General features: G+C 64.8%; 1 protein-coding gene. It reads right to left on the bottom strand.

Annotated features, from left to right (window positions below):
* Positions 1-1,192: 4Fe-4S dicluster domain-containing protein (locus tag ACR2JA_RS02795; RefSeq protein ID WP_434007600.1), on the bottom strand; the 1,192-nt coding region annotated here is incomplete at both ends.

The following is a 1,192-nucleotide window of genomic DNA, read 5'->3' as shown; positions in this document are numbered from 1 at the left end:
TGATCGGCAGGCGGTCGCCACCGTCGTCGTTCTTGACGAACTCGTACACGCCCGCCGGGCAGTAGCGGTTCTCAGGGCCGGCGTAGCGGCTGAGGTTGACGTTCACCGGCACGCTGGCGTCCTTGAGCGTCAAGTGCGCGGGCTGGTTCTCTTCGTGGTTGGTGTTGCTGATGAACACGCTGGAGAGCTTGTCGAAGCTGAGCTTGCCATCGGGCTTGGGATAGCTGATCTGCGGCATCTGGTCCGCCGGGCGCAGCTTGCTGTGGTCGGCCACGGTGTTGTGCAGGGTCCAGGGCGGCGTGCTCACACCGACCTTGGGCAGGAACCAGTGCTCCACCCCGGTCATGAGCTTGCCCAGCAGCGGGCTCTTCTTGAACCAGTTCTTGAAGTTGCGGTAGGTCCACAGCTCCTCGTGCAGCCAGCTGGCCTTGAACTTGTCTTCAAAGGCGATGAGCTCGTCGCTGGCGCGGCTGGCGGCCACGGCCTCAAAAGCCGCCTCGCCGCAGAGCATGCCGCTCTTGATGGCCGCGTGGCTGCCCTTGATGCGCGCGGCGTTGAGGAAACCCGCGTCGCAGCCGACCAGCGCACCGCCGGGGAACACCGTCTTGGGCAGGGCCTGGGGCGTGCCGTTGTTCAGCGCCCGCGCACCGTAGCCCAGGCGCTTGCCGCCTTCGATGTGCGCCTTGATGCTCGGGTGGGTCTTCCAGCGCTGCATCTCTTCGAACGGGCTCAGCCAGGGGTTCTGGTAGTCCAGTCCGATGACGTAACCCAGCGTGACCTTGTTGCCTTCGAGGTGGTAGAGGAAACCGCCACCGAAGGCGTCGTCGTTCAGCGGCCATCCTGCCGTGTGCACCACCAGACCGGGCTTGGCTTTGTCGGCCGGCACTTCCCACAGTTCCTTGATGCCGATGGCGAAGGTCTGCGCGTCCTTGCCTTCATCGAGCTTGTACTTGGCGATCAGCTGCTTGCCCAGGTGGCCACGGGCGCCTTCGGCGAACACGGTGTACTTGGCGTGCAGCTCCATGCCGATCTGGAAACTCTCCATGGGCTCGCCGTCTTTGCCCACGCCCTGGTTGCCGGTGGCCACGCCTTTGACGGAACCATCGTCGTTGTACAGGACTTCGGCGGCCGAGAAGCCGGGGAAGATCTCCACGCCCAGGGCTTCGGCCTGCTCGCCCAGCCACTTGGTCAC

Origin of the sequence: Hydrogenophaga sp., assembly GCF_051007235.1 — a bacterium.
In the GTDB taxonomy this organism is placed as follows: domain Bacteria; phylum Pseudomonadota; class Gammaproteobacteria; order Burkholderiales; family Burkholderiaceae_C; genus Hydrogenophaga.
This window is presented reverse-complemented; position numbering and strand designations above follow the sequence as displayed.